This is a genomic window from Streptococcus sp. 1004_SSPC (genome assembly GCF_001069025.1).
GTDB lineage: Bacteria > Bacillota > Bacilli > Lactobacillales > Streptococcaceae > Streptococcus > Streptococcus vestibularis.
Window position 1 is genome coordinate 1 of record NZ_JWGQ01000123.1, and the last position, 17,986, is coordinate 17,986.

The following is a 17,986-nucleotide window of genomic DNA, read 5'->3' on the forward strand; positions in this document are numbered from 1 at the left end:
CATAAATATCATAATGTAGAAAAAACCAGGTCTTAAGAAAGCTCGTAAAGCTAGCCAGTTCTCTAAACGTTAAGAACCAGCTACAATCCAGTATTTACAACACTTCATGGTTCACACTATGAGGTGTTTTTTTGATGATTTTTAACAAAATTCACACCACTTTTCACACCAAATTCAGACTCTTTTGTCAACTGTAGTGGGTTACTAAAAAGTCATACTCTGGAGAGGACAAGTTTTGTTCTCTCCTTATAAATAATCGTTTCATTTTGAAAATCAGGAAAGCGTTGTTAACGGATCCAGTCAAGCAAATAATAGCCAAGAAGTCAATGCAATGTTTGGTGGTTTCTTCTTTATCGTTATCTTCCTATCCATTATCTTTATAGTTGGTGCTGTATTAGTCATCTACTATAAACAAATCTCAGAAGGTTATGAAGATCGTGAACGCTTTGTCATCTTGCAAAAGGTTGGTTTGGATCAAAAACAAATCAAGCAAACTATTAACAAGCAAGTCTTGACTGTCTTTTTCCTTCATGTAATCTTTTCCTTTATCCATCTAGCATTTTCTTATCACATATTAAATTTGATCCTCAAGGTCATTGAGGTTGTGGATACAGCTATGATGTTAACTGTAACTCTTTCCGTTTGTGGTGTCTTTGCCCTTATCTATGTTTTAATCTTTATAATTACTTCAAGAAGTTATCGTAAGATTGTCTAAATGTAAAAAAATGTTATGCTAGCAAATGACTAGAATATAGTCAAAAAATAAAGGAGACAAAATGAAAGAAAGTTATTTTGACGGAGGAATCCTAGATTATATTGGATACTTTATCTTAGCAGCCCTAATTAACTTACTTACCTTTGGTATCGCAACATCTTGGGCGGTTTTCATGATACAAAATTGGAAAACCAAACATACGGTAGTGGATGGTCAACGTCTATACTTTGACGGGACTGGAGCACAACTGTTCGGTAACTGGATTAAGTGGTTTCTTCTAACCATCATCACGTTTGGAATCTATGGCTTCTGGTTGAACATAAAAATGGAGCAATGGATTGTTAAACATACTCATCATGTTTAAGCATTAAAACGGTATCTTCTTTCAGAGGAGATATCGTTTTTTCTTCTTCGGAGAAGGAAACAAAAATTTCTTCTTTTCTCTATCATTTAAATTAATTGATTTCTTCAGAGAAAGACTGTAAAATTTTTGATATAATGTCAAGGATGGTCTGATAGATATTTAAAAGATAATGTTCAAAAGAATTGCAGGTGGAAATTAAAAATATGTAAGATTGGACAGAAGTCTTTCTACCATCATCCATGCGGAAACAAATTATATGAAATAAAAGGAATAACCAATGACCGGAAACTATTCAACACGTGAATACCTAGAGAAATTATATGATGACCTTCATGTTCGATTAAGAGATACAGTGATTTTGATGTGTGCGATTTTTATTGCCTCTATAGGTCTAAATATGAATTCAACAGCTGTCATTATTGGAGCTATGCTGATTTCCCCTCTTATGACACCGATTGTTGGACTGGGATTCGGTTTAGCTATTTTTGATACGCGTTTAATCAAACAATCTCTAGAGGTTTTATTTATTCAAGTATTGGTCAGTTTGCTTGTATCGACTCTGTATTTCTGGATTTCTCCCTTATCTTATGCAAGTAGCGAGTTGATTGCACGAACCTCTCCAACCATTTGGGATGTTGTCATTGCTATTGCTGGTGGGATAGCAGGTGTCATTGGTTCAAGGAAAAAAGAAGCAAACAATATCGTGCCAGGAGTAGCCATCGCAACAGCTCTAATGCCACCTATCTGTACTGCGGGCTATGGTTTAGCTAATGGAAATGTACGATATTTATTTGGGGCTCTCTATCTTTTCTTGATCAACTGTGTCTTTATCATGATAACCAATATTGTTGGAACAAGAATTTTGATGAGAAAATCTCCTTTAAGTTCATTTAAAGAGCTAAACATTAAAATGAGAATTGGGTTGATATCCTTGATTGTATTATTGATTGTTCCGGCTAGCTATTCAGCAGTCACTCTGACGATGGATCAAGCACGAAAAGAAGGGATCAAACAGTTTGTAGGAAAAGAGTTCGCCAATCACACGGTTATTAATCAAGTCTACAAGTCAAGGAACAATGAATTGGTCTTGACAGTTGTTGGAGATCCAATTTCAGAAGAAGAATTAGAAACCATTCGCCAAAAACAAGCCTCTTACGGTATTCAATCTGTTCAATTGAAAGTCAATCAAGTCCATAATTCGACAAAATTAGATAGTGAGACGACCAAGGAATTTTACGAAAACATTGACAAGTATATCGATCAAAGACTCTCTGAAAAAGATTCACAAAACGATCTCGTAAAAGAAAATGAAGCAGACAAGGAGTGAGGACGATGAACTGAATAGGTTTTTATGCCGTATTTTTCTTCTTTCTTACCTATAACAAAATAAAATTGATGAATACGAGATTTTTCTTTAGATGAAAGAAAGTACATTAAAGTATTTTACTGCAAATTCAATTTATAAAAAAACAACTTAATAAAAAATGGCTTCCTTTTGCGGAATATTGCGATTCTTGTTATCTCATGCTTGGTTTTAATCCAGACCAGGAGGGGCAAGAAGGGCAGATTATTTGCTACAGTCATGACCCTGATGAAATTATCTATGTGGCAAAAAGTTTTACGGAGCTGATTGAAGGGATAATGGAAGTGATCGTATAAAAGAAGGTAGTATATTCCCCTATTAAAAAAATATTGATTCAAATTTTATGAAATTAATCAGTAGATATCGTTCTGAAAATCCTTGATATTACGCTATTTTTAGTCCAACTGAAACCCATACTTTCCAAACCAGGTCTTAAGAAAGCTCGTAAAGTTAGCCAGTTCTCTAAAAGTTAAGAACCAGCTACAATCCAGTATTTACAACACTTCATGGTTCACACCATGGGGTGTTTTTTTGACGTTTTTTAACAAAATTCACACCATCATTTTTTTGCTACGAAATGCGATGTCACCTACAGTTTGATTGACGGGATCATTAGTGTTGTTATAAGTCTTTGTAATTTCTTTGTCGCTATGAGTTAGAGCTTCTGAAATTATTTCTAGCGAAACCTTATCTTGTTTTGCGAGTGTGGCACAGGTATGTCTAAGTTTGTGTGGAGAAGCTGTTTACTCAAAGTCTAATAACTACGGTAATATCAATTTTTTTAAATATTTGACCATAGGTTTAGTTTTACTCTTTGAGGTTAATCACTCAAAGTAAACCAATCTCATCTATTTGTGCCTAAGCTTTGGGGAGGTTTCTTACTCTCGTGTTTAGGAATAGTGAGAATAGGCTGGTATTTCATCTTTATATATACGAATTATAGAATATATTAAAAAAGTTTTAAAGAAATGTTGACAGATTTATAAATAGTGTTATAATCTATAGATATCAGGAGATATCAGGAGATATCAGGAGATATCAGGAGATATCAGGAGATATCAGGAGATATCAGGAGTCCTGATAAAGAATATAATATCCAATAGGGGAGAAATAATTATGAAAAAAGTATTGCTTACATCAGCAGCAGTTCTTGCAGTTTTTGCAGCGGGAACTCAAGTTTTTGCACAAGGTGAAAATCCAAAGAACTCAAATCAATTAACTCAAAAATCATATGTTTCTTGGGCTGATGCAGCAGCAGAGGCTAATGCTCAAGTAGATGCTCATTCAGCAGATATCGCAGCAGAAGCTCAAAATGATCCTACAGTTAAAGCGGCAGCCAATGCATTGGCTCAAGCACAAGATACTGTAGGTCACAACCACGAGTCAGATGTGGCAGCTGCTCAATCTAAATATGATGAAGCTCTATCTAATGCAACTAACGCTGTTCGTAATAAGTACATTCAAAAATTTCAACAAACTTACGTTGATGCAGCTAAAGCTGAAGGACGTTACTATAATGAGAGTGGTGTAGAAGCTAACCGTACTAATGATCAACGTATTGAAGATGATTTGATTGCTAATGGTAAAAAAGCTGCAAATGATAAAGCAGAAGCTAAAACTGCTCCATCAAAAGAAGATATGAAAAAAGCTCAAACTTCAGCAGAAAAAGTTAAAAAAGCAGAAGCAAAATCTAAAGCAGCTAAAGAAAACAAAGCTGGTTCTAAAGCAGAAGCTAAAACTCTTCCAAACACAGCAGCTGTTAAATAATTAATCGTTATTGCTGAAAAGAATATCACTGGGGCTTAGGCTTCGGTGATATTTTTCTATAGATAAAGAAAAGGATTTCATATTTCATGGGTAGTCATAATCGTAAATCTACTGGATCTCTCAAAAAACTGATTGTTGGGATTTCAGCCTTAGTGATTGCTGCTTTGGCGATTTTCCTTGGATTCCAGTATATGTCGCCAAAGGCGTCATCTTCTAATGGCGTTAAGAGTGCTTTGACTACAAAAAAAGCAAGCACTTATAAGATTTCAGATGAGGAAAAATCTTATTTAAAGAACAAATTTGATGGTCTTACTGCAACTAACCCTGACGCCATAGCCTATATTTATGCTCCTGGTACACAGTTGGATGAGCCGGTTGTACAAACTAAAGATAATTCTACATATTTAGATAAAACATTTGAAGGAGGTAATGAACCTCTGTTTGGTACTGTGTTTATGGATATGGACAATAAGAAAGACTTTAGTGACCGTTTGACTTGGCTCTTTGGTCATGCTCGAGGAAGTCAGGTAGAAGACCACCGTATGTTTAATGATGTTAACTATTACAGTGATCAGTCGTTCTTTGATAACCACAAATATGTTGTTATAGAAACCCCTCAACGTAAGTATTATTATGAAGCTCTGGCTATGGTTATCGTGCCGGAGGATACAGCATTTTATCGTACGTCCTTTAAAGATGATAAAGACTTTAAGGAACAATTGGATATTATTTATAATACAGCTGATGTTAAAAACAAGGATTTGAAGGTTAGTGCTTCAGATAAATACCTCGTTCTGTCCACTTGTCGTGAGGAGGATGCAACGATTCGTGCTAATCTCTACTTGCGTCAAATTCCAGATTCTGAAATGACAGATTTTGTTGCTAAGCATGGCAAAGATTTGGAATATAAACCAACACGTTAATAATTAAGGGAACTCTACTTCTTATGAAGTAGAGTTTTTATCTTGTCTAAGAAAACTGATCTTTTCAATCGTCGTGGAATTGAGATGTAACCTTTTATTAATCTTTTTGATCATCTATGGATAACATTTTTTGTTACACTAGGAGTATGAAAAAGGAGATTATGATGAAACAGAGCCAAGCTAAAAAGCAGGACAATGCGATGACTAATAAGATTTTGATGGGGTTGATTACTCTTGTCTTAGGTTTGCTTTTTCTTGAAATTTTGATTATTCATAGTAAAAATGAGCAGCAAAAGAGTGCTTCGAATCAAGTACAGACAGCACGTATCATGGCTAATGGGGACTTACTTTATCATGACGGTCTCTATATGAGTGCCTTACAGGCAGATGGTAGCTATGATTTCACGGAGAATTTTACATATGTGAAGCCATGGTTAAAGCAGGCTGATTTGGTCTTGGGTGATTTTGAGGGAGCTATCAATCCTGATTATCCTTTGTCAGGCTACCCTTTGTTTAATGCTCCTCAATCAGTGACCACAGCTATTAAGAATGCTGGCTATGATGTTATGGATTTGGCTCATAATCATATCTTGGATTCTGGTTTAGAGGGAGCTTTTACAACGGCTGATGCTTTTAAAGAGGTGGGCATTGACCCTGTTGGTGTTTATGAAAATCCTGTGCGTGATAAGGCGCCACTCCTCATCAAGAATGTTAATGGGATTAAGGTTGCAATACTTTCCTATGCTTATGGTTACAATGGCCTAGAGTCGAACTTGACGGATAAAGAGGTTGCAGACCACTTATCGAATTTGGATGAAAAACGTATGAAAGCCGAGATTCAGCGTGCAGAAAAAGAGGCTGATGTTACGGTTATCATGCCACAGATGGGTGTGGAATATCGTTTGGAGCCGACAGATGAACAGATAACACTTTACCATAAGATGATTGATTGGGGTGCCGATATTATCTTTGGAGGTCACCCTCATGTGGTTGAGCCTTCTGAGGTGGTTAAAAAGGATGGACAGCAAAAACTTATTATTTACTCAATGGGGAATTTCATTTCTAACCAACGAATAGAGACCATGGATGGTGTGGATAGTGCAGAGTGGACAGAGAGAGGTGTCTTGATGGATGTGACTCTTGAGAAAAAGAATGGTCAAACCACGATTAAGACTGCTCAAGCACATCCGACTTGGGTTAACCGTACGCCTAAAGGAATAACTTCGCCAGAGGGATATCCTTTATATACTTATCAAACCTATATTTTAGAGGATTTCATTAAAGGTGGAAAATACAGAAATAAACTAGATGAAGAAACCAAAGAGCGTATAGATGCTGCCTATAAAGAAATGAATGCTCACGTTAATTTAAAATGGCAATAAAGCTAAGATATCGCCTGGATTTGGCGATATTTTTTGTTTATCGACAAGTTACCCACAGACTTATCCACACCTGTGGATAAGTCTGTTGATAGTGTTGAATGTTGATTTTTCAAGGTTTTATAAGAAAGATATTATTTAGGTTGTGAACAAGTTTATCCACAAGTAGTTGGGTCAAAGAGAGGATGTTTTCATAAACGATATTAGTTAAATTCCTTGGAAACATTCGTCTTTTTCAAGAAAAAAGAGGCAATTTTCATAAAAAATAGCATTTTTAATCAAAATATGCTAAAATTATACAAAATAAAATGATGGAGGCTTCTCATGAAAGCGATTATTACAGTTGTAGGTAAGGATAAAGCGGGTATTGTTGCAGGTGTTGCGACTAAGGTTGCAGAGCTTGGCTTGAATATTGATGATATTTCTCAAACAGTCCTTGATGAATTCTTCACTATGATGGCGGTTGTATCATCGGAAGACAAACAAGATTTTACACACCTACGTGCTGAATTGGAAGCCTTTGGTGAGTCATTGAACGTCAAAATCAACATCCAAAGCTCAGCGATTTTTGATGCTATGCACAACTTGTAAGATAGGAGTAGCTTAAAATGGATATTAAACAGGTCACAGAAACCATTGCCATGATTGAGGAACAGAACTTTGATGTTCGTACTATCACCATGGGAATTTCACTCCTTGATTGTATTGATTCAGATATCGATAAGGCGGCAGAAAAGGTATACAACAAGATTGTATCTAAGGCTAAGAATTTGGTAGCTGTTGGTGACGAAATTGCAGCTGAACTTGGTATTCCTATTGTTAATAAACGTGTGTCTGTTACTCCGATCTCAATCATCGGTGCGGCAACAGATGCGACAGATTATGTACCTTTTGCCAAGGCACTAGACCGAGCAGCTAAGGAAATTGGCATTAACTTTATTGGTGGTTTCTCTGCATTAGTTCAAAAGGGATACCAAAAAGGTGATGAGATTCTTATTAATTCTATTCCACGTGCGCTTGCTGAGACTGATTTTGTCTGCTCATCTGTTAATATTGGTTCAACAAAAACTGGTATTAATATGACAGCGGTACGTGATATGGGACGTATCATTAAAGAGGCTTCTGAGGCAGATCCAATGGGGCCAGGTAAATTGGTCGTCTTTGCTAATGCGGTTGAAGATAATCCATTTATGGCAGGCGCCTTCCACGGTGTTGGTGAGGCTGATGTTGTAATCAATGTTGGGGTTTCAGGTCCTGGTGTTGTGCAACGTGCTATTGAGAAGGTTCCAGGTGAAAGTTTTGATGTTTTAGCTGAAACAGTTAAGAAAACCGCCTTTAAAATCACACGTGTAGGGCAGTTGGTTGGTCAAATGGCTAGCGAGCGTCTAGGTGTCGAGTTTGGTATAGTAGACTTATCTCTTGCACCAACTCCGGCAGTGGGTGATTCGGTAGCTCGTGTACTTGAAGCGATGGGGCTTGAAGTTGTTGGGACGCATGGTACTACTGCGGCTCTAGCTCTTCTTAATGACCAAGTTAAAAAAGGTGGTATTATGGCATGTAACCAGGTCGGTGGTTTGTCAGGTGCCTTTATTCCAGTTTCTGAAGATGAAGGTATGATTGCAGCGGTTCAATCTGGGCATATCAACCTTGAAAAATTAGAAGCCATGACGGCTATCTGTTCTGTTGGTCTAGATATGATTGCCATTCCTGCTGATACGCCAGATACAACAATTGCTGCCATGATTGCTGATGAAGCAGCTATTGGTGTCATTAACCAGAAAACAACAGCCGTTCGTATTATTCCTTATGGTAAGGAAGGTGACATGTTGGAACTTGGAGGTCTTCTTGGCTATGCACCGGTAATGAAGGTAAACAAAGCATCATCGGCTGACTTCATTGTGCGTGGTGGCCAAATCCCAGCCCCTGTTCACAGCTTTAAAAACTAAGCGGATGATAAGTGCTTTACCGAATTGGTAAGGCATTTTCTGATGATTTTGCTAGCTAGATAGTCGGGTGGATTTGTGCTATAATGAATTCAAAATGACGGAAAGAAGGAGGGGTTATGAGTAAGGTTAAGTTGTATATTGCGAGACACGGCAAAACCATGTTTAACACCATTGGTCGTGCACAAGGTTGGTCTGATAGCCCTTTGACTCCGTTCGGTGAAGAAGGTATTCGTGAATTGGGGGTAGGTCTGAAAGCAGCAGGTATTTCTTTCAAGGCCGCATATTCTAGTGATTCAGGTCGAACGATTCAAACCATGGATATCATTTTACGTGAGGCGGGTTTGGAAACCATTCCTTATAAACGTGACAAACGTATCCGTGAGTGGTGTTTTGGTAGTTTAGATGGTGGCTATGATGGTGAACTTTTTTATGGTGTGCTACCGAGAACAGATGCTTTTCAAGGTAAGGAGTTACATGAGGTAACTTATCCTGAGCTTGCACAAGGTATCCTTGATGTGGATACGGCTGGTTGGGCAGAGTCTTGGGAAGTACTCAGAAAACGTATTATAGAAGGGTTTACAGCTATTGCAGAAAATCTTGAGAGATCTGGTGGTGGTAATGCTATCGTTGTTAGTCACGGTATGACCATTGCAACCTTTGCTTGGTTAATTGATCCTTCTGTCGAGCATCCTTCATTGGACAACGGTTCGGTTACTGTTGTTGCTTATGAAAATGGTAAATTTACATTAGAAGCGCTTGGCGATATGACCTATCGTCAGGTTGGGCGAGAGATAATAGAAAAAGAAAATGGTAAAAAATAACTATCCAAGTCGCCGTAAGGCGAAAAAGCAAACTAACTGGTTTTTGGTTATCAGTGGTGTCTTGATTACAGTTCTTTTAGTTGCAGCAGGACTTTATTCAGTATTTGGTGTCAGTCGTACGGTCCAACAAACCAATGGATTATCAGTAACAAAAAGTAGTAAGCAAGCTACCGATGCGACTCAAAGCAAGGATACAAAGGGACTACCTGACGTATCTCCTAAAGACTGGCAATTGCTTTTGGTAAATCGAGATAATAAGTCTAAAGAACTTAATCCTGAGCTTGCTAATGTCGATGGTGTTTCTGTAGATGCAAGAATTGCTAAGAACGTTAAGCAGTTTTTAGCAGCTGCTCAAGAAATTGATCCAAGTTATCACTTGATATCAGGTTATCGTAGTGTTGCTTATCAGACAGAACTTTATAACAGTTATGTTCAGCAGGAAATGGCTGCTGATCCGACTTTGACAGAGTCTCAGGCAGAGAAGAAGGTTCAGACTTATTCACAGCCACCAGGTGCTAGTGAGCATCAGACAGGTCTTGCGATTGACATGAGTACTGTAGACAGCTTAAATGAAGCAGATCCAGATACTGTGGCTAAGGTCAAAAAGTTAGCGCCAAAGTATGGCTTTGTTCTTCGTTTCCCAGATGGTAAGACATCGTCAACAGGTGTGGGTTATGAGGATTGGCATTTCCGCTACGTTGGTAAAGAATCAGCAGAGTACATGACTGAACATAATATTACTTTGGAAGAATATTTGGCATTATTAAAGGAGAAAACTAAGTGAGACGACGTTTTAAACTAACAGCCTTCATAAGCTTAGTTGCTCTTTTCGCTTTAGGTATTCTCTTGCCTTTGATTCTTCATGCCTCTACAGATGATAATGCTCGTTCGGTAAAGGTTGCTTATACGCAGAAAGGGTTTATTGAAAACTTAGCACCAACAGCACAAAAAATGTCTAAAAACTATGGTGTCCCTGCGTCAATTCTCCTTAGCCAAGCTGCATATGAATCGAATTATGGTAGTAGTCTCTTATCTGTTAAATACCACAATATCTACAGTCTCCCTGCTCAGCCAGGACAAGAACATATCTATCTAAAGGATAATGTTTACAGTAAAGGCAAATGGCAATATCAAAAAGTAGATTTTGCAGTTTTTAGAGATTGGTCAAGTTCTATGATGACTTATTTAGAAGAACTTCGCCAAGGAACGTGGGGCGAGTCGACCTATAAAGAGGTGGCTGGAACGACTAGTTATAAAGTTGCAGCAGAAAAACTACAAGCTGCGGGTTTTAGCAGTGATCCAGATTATGCCAAACACCTCATATCTATTATTGAGACCTCTCATTTGTCAAAATATGATTGATAAGATTAGAGTACCTCTGAGGTGCTCTTTTTTTGCTTTTCTAGGTCTTAAGATGTATTTTTAGCACTCTTACAAAAAGAGTGCTAATTTTTTGGTTTTTTGGGTTGACATGTTCAAGTTTAGGTGTATAATAGAATCATAAGTTAGCAGTCGACGTGTTAGAGTGCTAACAAATAGAAATGAGGTGACATCGTGATTACGCAAAGGCAAAACGCTATTTTGAATTTGATAGTTGAGATGTTCACTCGTACACATGAACCGGTTGGTTCTAAAGCGTTACAAGAATCAATTGATTCGAGTTCAGCGACCATTCGTAATGACATGGCCAAGCTTGAAAAGATGGGCTATCTTGAAAAAGCTCATACCTCTAGTGGGCGTATGCCAAGCCGAGCAGGTTTCCAGTATTTCGTTGCTAATTCTTTGAATCTTGATACGATTGATGAACAAGATATTTATCAAGTGGTCAAGGCCTTTGATTTTGAAGCCTTTAAACTTGAAGATATCTTGGATGCAGCGGCGAAGCTGCTGGCAGAAATGACAGGATGTACAGCAGTGATTCAAGATGTGGAACCGACACGACAACGTCTGACTGGATTTGACATTGTTCATCTATCCAATCACGACGCTTTAGCGGTTCTTACTCTAGATGAATCTAAGCCGGTGACAGTTCAATTTGCTATTCCAAAAAATTTCTTGTCTAGTGATTTGGAAACTCTTCATAAGCTTGTTCAAGAACGTTTTTTGGGAAACACTGTCTTAGATATCCATTACCGACTGAGAACTGAGATTCCTCAGATTGTGCAAAAGTATTTCAAAATAACAGATAATGTTCTAGATTTGTTTGATTATATCTTTTCACAACTTTTTAAGGAATTGATTTTCATCGAAGGTAAGGTTGCATCACTGACTTATGCCGACTTAAAAACCTATCAATTTTTGGACAATCCACAACATGTGGCACTTGAGCTTCGATCAGCTATCTCCGATGATGAAGTGACCAAGATTTCGGTTGCAGAATCAACTGAAGAAGTGCTTGAAAATGTCACAGTTATGAGTCATAAATTCCTGATTCCTTATCGTGGGATGGCACTCATGCATGTGATTGGTCCAGTTGAAATGGATTATCGTCGCATGGTTAGTTTGGTCAATGTTATTAGTAGAGTTTTGGTTATGAAGTTGACGGATTATTATCGTTATCTCAATAGTAACCATTATGAAGTTAATTAAGCTATAACGTTTTAAAAAGTATAGAAAGAGGTGAATGCCTTGACAGAAGATATTAAAAAAGAAGAAGTAAAAGAAGAGGAAGCTACCGAGACAACTGAAGAAGTTGTAGAAGAAACAAGGGAAACTTCTGAGCTTGAAGAAGCACAAGCGCGTGCGGAGGAATTTGAAAATAAATACCTTCGTGCCCATGCAGAGATGCAAAATATTCAACGCCGTGCTAATGAAGAACGTCAACAATTACAAAAGTATCGTAGCCAAGATTTAGCAAAAGCAATCTTGCCATCACTTGATAACCTTGAACGTGCTCTTGCTGTTGAGGGTTTGACTGATGATGTCAAAAAAGGTTTGGAAATGGTGCAAGAAAGTTTAGTGCATGCTCTTAAAGAGGAAGGAATCGAAGAAATTCCAGCTGATAGTGATTTCGATCATAACTTCCACATGGCGATTCAAACAATGCCTGCAGATGATGAACATCCAGCAGACACGATTGCACAAGTTTTCCAAAAAGGGTATAAACTCCACGAACGCGTTTTACGCCCAGCTATGGTAGTTGTATATAATTAATTGAAAACTTGTCCGAAATGACAGAAAACTATGAATGAAAGATAAAAAAAGCAAAATAGAAATTAAAGTAAAAAGGGGAAAACATATGTCTAAAATCATTGGTATTGACTTAGGTACAACAAACTCAGCAGTAGCAGTTCTTGAAGGAACTGAATCAAAAATTATCGCAAACCCAGAAGGTAACCGCACAACTCCATCTGTTGTGTCATTCAAAAACGGTGAAATCATCGTTGGTGACGCTGCAAAACGTCAAGCAGTAACAAACCCAGATACAATCATCTCTATCAAATCTAAGATGGGGACTTCTGAAAAAGTTTCTGCAAACGGTAAAGAATACACACCACAAGAGATTTCAGCTATGATTCTTCAATACTTGAAAGGTTATGCTGAAGATTATCTTGGTGAAAAAGTAACTAAAGCAGTTATCACAGTTCCTGCTTACTTCAACGATGCACAACGTCAAGCAACAAAAGACGCTGGTAAAATCGCTGGTCTTGAAGTAGAACGTATCGTCAACGAACCAACAGCAGCAGCCCTTGCTTACGGTTTGGATAAGACTGATAAAGAAGAAAAAATCTTGGTATTCGACCTTGGTGGTGGTACATTCGACGTATCTATCCTTGAACTTGGTGACGGTGTCTTTGACGTATTGGCAACTGCAGGGGATAACAAACTCGGTGGTGATGACTTTGACCAAAAAATCATCGACCACATGGTTGAAGAATTTAAGAAAGAAAATGGAATCGACTTGTCAACAGACAAGATGGCTCTTCAACGTTTGAAAGACGCAGCTGAAAAAGCTAAGAAAGACCTTTCTGGTGTCACTTCAACACAAATCAGCTTGCCATTCATCACTGCTGGTGATGCTGGACCTCTTCACTTGGAAATGACATTGACTCGTGCGAAATTCGATGATTTGACTCGTGACCTTGTCGAACGTACGAAAACTCCAGTTCGTCAAGCCCTTTCAGATGCAGGATTGAACCTGTCAGATATTGACGAAGTTATCCTTGTCGGTGGTTCAACTCGTATCCCTGCCGTTGTAGAAGCTGTTAAAGCTGAAACTGGTAAAGAACCAAACAAATCAGTTAACCCTGATGAAGTAGTTGCCATGGGTGCTGCTATCCAAGGTGGTGTTATCACTGGTGATGTCAAAGACGTTGTCCTTCTTGATGTAACTCCATTGTCACTTGGTATCGAAACAATGGGTGGAGTGTTCACAAAACTTATTGACCGCAACACTACTATTCCAACATCTAAATCACAAGTCTTCTCAACTGCAGCAGACAACCAACCAGCCGTTGACATCCACGTTCTTCAAGGGGAACGCCCAATGGCAGCAGATAACAAGACTCTTGGACGTTTCCAATTGACTGATATCCCAGCTGCACCTCGTGGTATCCCACAAATCGAAGTTACTTTCGATATTGATAAGAACGGTATCGTATCTGTTAAAGCGAAAGACCTTGGAACTCAAAAAGAACAAACAATTGTTATCCAATCTAACTCTGGTTTGACAGATGAAGAAATTGAAAAGATGATGAAAGATGCTGAAGCAAATGCTGAAGCAGATGCAAAACGTAAAGAAGAAGTAGATCTCCGTAACGAAGTTGACCAAGCTATCTTTGCGACTGAAAAAACAATCAAAGAAACAGAAGGTAAAGGCTTCGATACAGAACGTGATGCTGCTCAATCAGCTCTTGATGATCTTAAGAAAGCTCAAGAATCAGGCAATCTTGATGACATGAAAGCTAAATTGGAAGCTCTTAATGAAAAAGCTCAAGCTCTTGCAGTTAAACTTTACGAACAAGCTGCAGCAGCACAACAAGCTCAAGCAGGAGCAGAAGGTGCACAAACAGCAGATAACTCAGGCGACGACGTCGTAGACGGGGAGTTTACTGAAAAATAAGATGCAAAGCCCGTTAAAACCTCACAGTGAAAATAGGAGATTCGACGCAGAAACTTTAGTTTCTAGGAAGATTTATCTTTTTCACCAAGAGGTTAGGGGGTGCTCAATTCTGACTAATTAGTAAATGATAGTAAGAAATCCAGAGGTTGCAAACCAGCCTCTGTTTTTCGCTAAAATAAGTGAATATAAGATATAGTTTTACTTCGTATCATAACAAATAAATATAGAAAGGAACAAAGAGTGTTCGTCATTGAACACGGGCTATGGATTAAGCCAAAAAGAAAGTTGGTTTCAAGGAACTGATAGTTTATCTTCAAAACTATTACTTTGGCTTTCTCCATTAGATGCCCTTTGTATCTAAAATTATGAACAATACCGAATATTACGATCGTCTTGGGGTATCTAAGGATGCCTCTCAAGATGAAATTAAACGTGCCTATCGTAAGATGTCTAAGAAATACCACCCAGACATTAATAAAGAACCAGGTGCAGAAGAAAAATATAAAGAGGTCCAAGAGGCTTACGAAACTCTAAGTGACGACCAAAAACGTGCAGCCTATGACCAATATGGACCAGATGGTGCGAATGGTTTTGGTGGTCAAGGAGGCTTTGGTGGCTTCGATGGTGGTGCAGGCTTTGGAGGCTTTGAGGATATCTTCTCTAGCTTCTTTGGTGGTGGTGCTACTCGTAACCCAAATGCTCCACGTCAAGGTGATGACCTTCAGTACCGTGTCAACTTAAGCTTTGAAGAGGCGATTTTTGGTGCAGAAAAAGAAGTGCACTACAATCGTGAAGCGACATGTAAGACATGTTCGGGATCTGGTGCAAAACCTGGAACAAGCCCTGTAACTTGTGGTCGCTGTCATGGTCAAGGGGTTATCAATGTTGATACGCAAACACCACTTGGTATGATGCGTCGTCAAGTAACCTGTGATGTCTGTCATGGAACAGGTCAAGAAATTAAGGAGCCATGTCAAACTTGTCACGGAACAGGACATGAAAAACAAAGCCATAAAGTATCTGTCAAGATTCCAGCAGGTGTTGAAACAGGTCAACAAATCCGTCTTGCTGGTCAAGGTGAAGCTGGTTTCAATGGTGGACCTTATGGAGATCTCTTTGTAATCATCAATGTTAATCCAAGCGATAAATTTACGCGTGATGGATCAACAATTTACTATACACTTAACATTTCCTTTGTCCAAGCAGCCCTTGGTGACACTGTCGAAGTACCAACAGTTCATGGAAATGTTGAGATGACCATTCCAGCAGGAACTCAAACAGGCAAAACTTTCCGCCTAAAAGGAAAGGGTGCTCCACGTCTTCGTGGAGGTTCACAAGGAGACCAACACGTTACAGTTAAGATTGTAACTCCTACGAAGCTAAATGATGCTCAAAAAGAAGCTCTCCTTGCATTTGCCAAAGCAAGTGGTGATGAAAAAATCGCACCACAGAAAAAAGGTTTCTTCAATAAAGTAAAGGATGCCTTAGAAGATTTATAAAGGAAGGACGCTTAATGCGTCTTTTTCTTTTTTTTGCCAGAAACTGTATGGGGTCAGTTGGCAATCGATCTACTTTTTATCCTTAAAAAAATCTGATATGATAATTTCATGGTTAGATACAAAGCGACAATTTCCTATGATGGTACACTCTTCTCAGGTTTTCAAAGACAACCAAATGCACGTTCTATTCAAGAAGAACTTGAAAAGACTCTATTACGGTTAAATAGTGGTACTCCTGTCACCGTTCATGGAGCGGGTCGTACAGATGCAGGTGTTCATGCCTATGAACAAGTTATCCACTTCGATTTACCTCAGGAGCGAGATCCAGAGAAGTTACGTTTCGGTTTAGATACACAGTGTCCAGATGATATTGACATTGTTAGTATCGAGCTTGTATCGGAGGAATTCCATGCACGTTATAACAAGCATAGTAAAACCTATGAGTTCCTAGTAGATGCAGGGCGACCTAAGAACCCCATGATGCGTAATTATGCTACCCACTATCCCTACCCTCTAAGTCTAGCTCCTATGCAAGAGGCTGCTATGGAATTGGTTGGCACACATGATTTTACAGGCTTCACAGCTTCAGGGACCTCTGTAGAAAATAAAGTGCGTACAATTACCCAGGCAAGTGTATCTATCGATGAGAAAACTGGGTTTTATATCTTTACTTTTTCTGGGAATGGCTTTCTTTATAAGCAAGTTAGAAATATGGTTGGAACATTGTTGAAAATTGGAAATGGACGCATGCCAGTTTCGCAAGTGAAGACCGTGTTGGAAAGTTGTGACCGCAATCTTGCGGGGCCAACCGCAGCAGGTAATGGGTTATATTTGAAGGAGATACGATATGAGAGATGAATTGATTTTAGCGATTTCAGGGAATGATATTTTTAGTGGTGGCGGGCTTCATGCGGATTTAGCGACCTTCACCACTAATAAACAGCATGGATTTTTGGCTCTTACCTGTCTAACGGCAATGACTGAGAATGGTTTTGAGGTCATTCCGGTTGATACTAATGTTTTTAAACAACAACTTGACTCACTAAAAGATGTCCCATTTTCAGCAATTAAAATTGGTTTGTTGCCTAACGTTGAAATCGCAGAGTTAACGTTGGATTTTGTTAAAAACCATTCTGATATTCCAATTGTCTTGGATCCCGTTTTAGTATGTAAGGAGACTCATGACGTTGAAGTTTCTCAACTACGTGATGAATTGGTTAAATTTTTCCCTTATATCACGGTTATCACTCCGAACTTACCTGAAGTCGAACTGCTAATAGATAGAAAGGTCAAGACTCTTGATGACATGAAGCATGCGGCTAGCTATCTCAATGAATTAGGTGCTAAGACTGTCGTTGTCAAAGGTGGAAACCGCTTGGATGGTAATAAAGCGATAGATGTTTTTTATGATGGAACAGACTACAAATTGTTTGAAGAAGCTGTGCTAGACAAAAACAATACCGGTGCAGGATGTACATTTGCTTCAAGTATAGCTAGTGAATTAGTTAAAGGATGTTCAGAAACTGAAGCTGTGGCAAATGCTAAAGCCTTTGTTTATGAATCAATTAAACAATCAAATGAATTTGGAGTAGTTCAATATGCAAAATAAGAAAACAAAAGAGCTAACATTATTGGCTATCTTAACAGCTTTATCAGTGACCTTTGGATTCGTAGCTAAAATTCCAACTCCGACAGGGCTCTTAACCTTGGTAGATGCGGGAATCTACTTCACAGCCTTCTATCTTGGGAAGAAAGAGGGGGCAATTGTGGGCGGGTTGTCTGCTTTTCTGATAGATCTGCTATCATCTGCTCCGCAATGGATGTTTATCAGTTTGTTAATCCATGGTGCACAAGGTTATTTTGCTGGCTTTAAAGGGAACTATCGTATCCTAGGCCTTCTGATTGCAGCAGTTGTGATGGTGGGTGGCTATGCACTTGCTTCAGTATTTATGTATGGAATAGGAGCTTCAATCGCAGAAGTAATTCCTAATTTCTGCCAGAATGCCCTTGGTGTAGTTGTTGGATGGGTATTGTATCAAGGATTCAAAAAAGTTCAATCAAATAAATGACAACAGATTTGCGATAACCCTCTTGACAGCTATCCAAAAGGGTGCTAAGATATAAAAGTTGTCTTAAGTGATTTGTCT

General features: G+C 38.6%; 17 protein-coding genes and 3 pseudogenes. 19 read left to right on the plus strand and 1 reads right to left on the minus strand.

From position 1 onward, the window contains the following. Positions 1-280 precede the first annotated feature (280 nt). The 4 genes and pseudogenes from ADF62_RS08690 to ADF62_RS10520 all read left to right on the plus strand — a co-directional run. Positions 281-715: pseudogene (locus ADF62_RS08690) on the plus strand (ABC transporter); the annotation flags it as partial. A gap of 61 nt (positions 716-776) precedes the next feature. Continuing rightward, positions 777-1,079, plus strand: coding sequence for a DUF898 family protein (locus ADF62_RS08695; RefSeq protein WP_003092329.1), 303 nt, complete (start codon positions 777-779; stop codon positions 1,077-1,079). Between the two features lie 277 nt (positions 1,080-1,356). Next, complete coding sequence (locus ADF62_RS08700) at positions 1,357-2,406, plus strand: DUF389 domain-containing protein (protein ID WP_003098350.1); 1,050 nt, start codon at positions 1,357-1,359, stop codon at positions 2,404-2,406. Between the two features lie 149 nt (positions 2,407-2,555). Beyond that, a pseudogene (locus tag ADF62_RS10520) lies at positions 2,556-2,738 on the plus strand (SMI1/KNR4 family protein); the annotation flags it as partial. 255 nt (positions 2,739-2,993) lie between these two features. On the opposite strand, the pseudogene ADF62_RS10530 reads toward ADF62_RS10520, so the two are convergent. Then, a pseudogene (locus ADF62_RS10530) lies at positions 2,994-3,182 on the minus strand (tyrosine-type recombinase/integrase); the annotation flags it as partial. A 376-nt stretch (positions 3,183-3,558) separates the two neighbouring features. Between ADF62_RS10530 and abpA the strand changes: the two are divergent. The 15 genes from abpA to ADF62_RS08775 all read left to right on the plus strand — a co-directional run bounded on the left by abpA (position 3,559) and on the right by ADF62_RS08775 (position 17,908). Further along, positions 3,559-4,209, plus strand: a complete 651-nt coding sequence (gene abpA / locus ADF62_RS08705) for an amylase-binding adhesin AbpA (protein ID WP_003092326.1) — start codon at positions 3,559-3,561, stop codon at positions 4,207-4,209. Positions 4,210-4,295: 86 nt separating this feature from the next. Then, positions 4,296-5,132, plus strand: coding sequence for a class B sortase, LPKTxAVK-specific (srtB, locus tag ADF62_RS08710; RefSeq protein WP_003092377.1), 837 nt, complete (start codon positions 4,296-4,298; stop codon positions 5,130-5,132). Between the two features lie 164 nt (positions 5,133-5,296). Further along, on the plus strand, positions 5,297-6,514 hold the full coding sequence (locus ADF62_RS08715; RefSeq protein ID WP_037621872.1) for a CapA family protein: 1,218 nt from the start codon (positions 5,297-5,299) through the stop codon (positions 6,512-6,514). Positions 6,515-6,835: 321 nt separating this feature from the next. Further along, positions 6,836-7,102 carry an ACT domain-containing protein gene (locus ADF62_RS08720; protein WP_003092287.1) on the plus strand — a complete coding sequence of 89 codons (267 nt, stop codon included), beginning with the start codon at positions 6,836-6,838 and terminating at the stop codon, positions 7,100-7,102. A gap of 17 nt (positions 7,103-7,119) precedes the next feature. Further along, positions 7,120-8,457 carry a PFL family protein gene (locus ADF62_RS08725; RefSeq protein WP_048788610.1) on the plus strand — a complete coding sequence of 446 codons (1,338 nt, stop codon included), beginning with the start codon at positions 7,120-7,122 and terminating at the stop codon, positions 8,455-8,457. A 116-nt stretch (positions 8,458-8,573) separates the two neighbouring features. Further along, positions 8,574-9,278, plus strand: coding sequence for a histidine phosphatase family protein (locus ADF62_RS08730; RefSeq protein WP_003098359.1), 705 nt, complete (start codon positions 8,574-8,576; stop codon positions 9,276-9,278). Beyond that, positions 9,265-10,062 (plus strand): M15 family metallopeptidase, encoded by a 798-nt coding sequence (locus tag ADF62_RS08735; protein ID WP_003098361.1) that lies wholly within the window; start codon positions 9,265-9,267, stop codon positions 10,060-10,062. The genes ADF62_RS08730 and ADF62_RS08735 overlap by 14 nt, the downstream gene beginning before the upstream one ends. Next, positions 10,059-10,640, plus strand: coding sequence for a glycoside hydrolase family 73 protein (locus tag ADF62_RS08740; protein ID WP_003098364.1), 582 nt, complete (start codon positions 10,059-10,061; stop codon positions 10,638-10,640). The genes ADF62_RS08735 and ADF62_RS08740 overlap by 4 nt, the downstream gene beginning before the upstream one ends. A gap of 192 nt (positions 10,641-10,832) precedes the next feature. Then, positions 10,833-11,867 carry a heat-inducible transcriptional repressor HrcA gene (hrcA, locus tag ADF62_RS08745; RefSeq protein WP_003092314.1) on the plus strand — a complete coding sequence of 345 codons (1,035 nt, stop codon included), beginning with the start codon at positions 10,833-10,835 and terminating at the stop codon, positions 11,865-11,867. A 39-nt stretch (positions 11,868-11,906) separates the two neighbouring features. Then, on the plus strand, positions 11,907-12,431 hold the full coding sequence (grpE, locus tag ADF62_RS08750; protein ID WP_003092317.1) for a nucleotide exchange factor GrpE: 525 nt from the start codon (positions 11,907-11,909) through the stop codon (positions 12,429-12,431). A gap of 85 nt (positions 12,432-12,516) precedes the next feature. After that, positions 12,517-14,340, plus strand: a complete 1,824-nt coding sequence (gene dnaK, locus ADF62_RS08755; protein ID WP_048788611.1) for a molecular chaperone DnaK — start codon at positions 12,517-12,519, stop codon at positions 14,338-14,340. Between the two features lie 365 nt (positions 14,341-14,705). Further along, positions 14,706-15,839 (plus strand): molecular chaperone DnaJ, encoded by a 1,134-nt coding sequence (gene dnaJ / locus ADF62_RS08760; RefSeq protein WP_002886399.1) that lies wholly within the window; start codon positions 14,706-14,708, stop codon positions 15,837-15,839. A 108-nt stretch (positions 15,840-15,947) separates the two neighbouring features. Then, a complete protein-coding gene (gene truA / locus ADF62_RS08765; RefSeq protein WP_003098369.1) occupies positions 15,948-16,697 on the plus strand; it encodes a tRNA pseudouridine(38-40) synthase TruA in 750 nt (249 codons plus the stop codon). Beyond that, complete coding sequence (locus ADF62_RS08770) at positions 16,687-17,448, plus strand: bifunctional hydroxymethylpyrimidine kinase/phosphomethylpyrimidine kinase (protein ID WP_003098371.1); 762 nt, start codon at positions 16,687-16,689, stop codon at positions 17,446-17,448. The genes truA and ADF62_RS08770 overlap by 11 nt, the downstream gene beginning before the upstream one ends. After that, positions 17,438-17,908, plus strand: a complete 471-nt coding sequence (locus ADF62_RS08775; RefSeq protein WP_003098372.1) for an ECF transporter S component — start codon at positions 17,438-17,440, stop codon at positions 17,906-17,908. The genes ADF62_RS08770 and ADF62_RS08775 overlap by 11 nt, the downstream gene beginning before the upstream one ends. Positions 17,909-17,986: the final 78 nt, after the last annotated feature.

Bases quoted from the DNA above. Each gene is read 5' to 3' on its own strand.
- ADF62_RS08695 (WP_003092329.1), top strand. From the start codon at position 777: ATGAAAGAAAGTTATTTTGACGGAGGAATCCTAGATTATATTGGATAC.
- ADF62_RS08700 (WP_003098350.1), top strand. From the start codon at position 1,357: ATGACCGGAAACTATTCAACACGTGAATACCTAGAGAAATTATATGAT.
- abpA (WP_003092326.1), top strand. From the start codon at position 3,559: ATGAAAAAAGTATTGCTTACATCAGCAGCAGTTCTTGCAGTTTTTGCA.
- srtB (WP_003092377.1), top strand. From the start codon at position 4,296: ATGGGTAGTCATAATCGTAAATCTACTGGATCTCTCAAAAAACTGATT.
- ADF62_RS08715 (WP_037621872.1), top strand. From the start codon at position 5,297: ATGAAACAGAGCCAAGCTAAAAAGCAGGACAATGCGATGACTAATAAG.
- ADF62_RS08720 (WP_003092287.1), top strand. From the start codon at position 6,836: ATGAAAGCGATTATTACAGTTGTAGGTAAGGATAAAGCGGGTATTGTT.
- ADF62_RS08725 (WP_048788610.1), top strand. From the start codon at position 7,120: ATGGATATTAAACAGGTCACAGAAACCATTGCCATGATTGAGGAACAG.
- ADF62_RS08730 (WP_003098359.1), top strand. From the start codon at position 8,574: ATGAGTAAGGTTAAGTTGTATATTGCGAGACACGGCAAAACCATGTTT.
- ADF62_RS08735 (WP_003098361.1), top strand. From the start codon at position 9,265: ATGGTAAAAAATAACTATCCAAGTCGCCGTAAGGCGAAAAAGCAAACT.
- dnaK (WP_048788611.1), top strand. From the start codon at position 12,517: ATGTCTAAAATCATTGGTATTGACTTAGGTACAACAAACTCAGCAGTA.
- dnaJ (WP_002886399.1), top strand. From the start codon at position 14,706: ATGAACAATACCGAATATTACGATCGTCTTGGGGTATCTAAGGATGCC.
- truA (WP_003098369.1), top strand. From the start codon at position 15,948: ATGGTTAGATACAAAGCGACAATTTCCTATGATGGTACACTCTTCTCA.
- ADF62_RS08770 (WP_003098371.1), top strand. From the start codon at position 16,687: ATGAGAGATGAATTGATTTTAGCGATTTCAGGGAATGATATTTTTAGT.
- ADF62_RS08775 (WP_003098372.1), top strand. From the start codon at position 17,438: ATGCAAAATAAGAAAACAAAAGAGCTAACATTATTGGCTATCTTAACA.